The organism is Streptomyces bobili (genome assembly GCF_002154575.1).
In the GTDB taxonomy this organism is placed as follows: Bacteria; Actinomycetota; Actinomycetes; order Streptomycetales; family Streptomycetaceae; genus Streptomyces; species Streptomyces bobili.
This window is the reverse complement of sequence record NZ_MUBA01000758.1, coordinates 1-397: the sequence shown is the minus strand read 5'-3', so window position 1 is coordinate 397 and position 397 is coordinate 1. Positions and strand designations below refer to the sequence as shown.

The 397-nt window shown below is 67.3% G+C and carries 1 protein-coding gene; it reads right to left on the bottom strand.

All coding sequences use genetic code 11. The features are described from left to right. Nucleotides 1–24: 24 nt before the first annotated feature. On the bottom strand, nt 25–336 hold the full coding sequence (locus tag BZL64_RS42300) for an SCO4225 family membrane protein (protein ID WP_086773424.1): 312 nt from the start codon (nt 334–336) through the stop codon (nt 25–27). Nucleotides 337–397: the final 61 nt, after the last annotated feature.

The window sequence follows — 397 nt, the reverse complement described above, 5'->3', positions numbered from 1 at the left end:
GCTCGCCCCGAGCGGTTTCCGCCGTCAGGATGCCGTGCCGGGGTTGCTCCCACGGCGCAGCGTGCGGACGCACCAGCCGATGACGACGGCGTTGATCAGCGCTCCGAGAATGATGGAGAGCAGGAACATCGTGGTGCCTTCGGGCAGGACGAGCAGCAGTACGAGGCTGGTCGGGATGGTGGCGAACAGGGGGATCACTGCTGCCATGGATTCGTCGGAGGCGGCTAGAAGTGCCCATCCGAGCAGTAGTGCACAGGCTGTCAGGTAGACCCGGGCAGCGATGTTGCCCAGGGCGCGGCGTACACCGCGAAGGATGGGGAGACCGGGGCCGGTCATAGGTAGTGGACTCCTTGATGGCGGTGGCCGGTGGCCGGTGGGCTGTCAGGCGGGGGAGTGG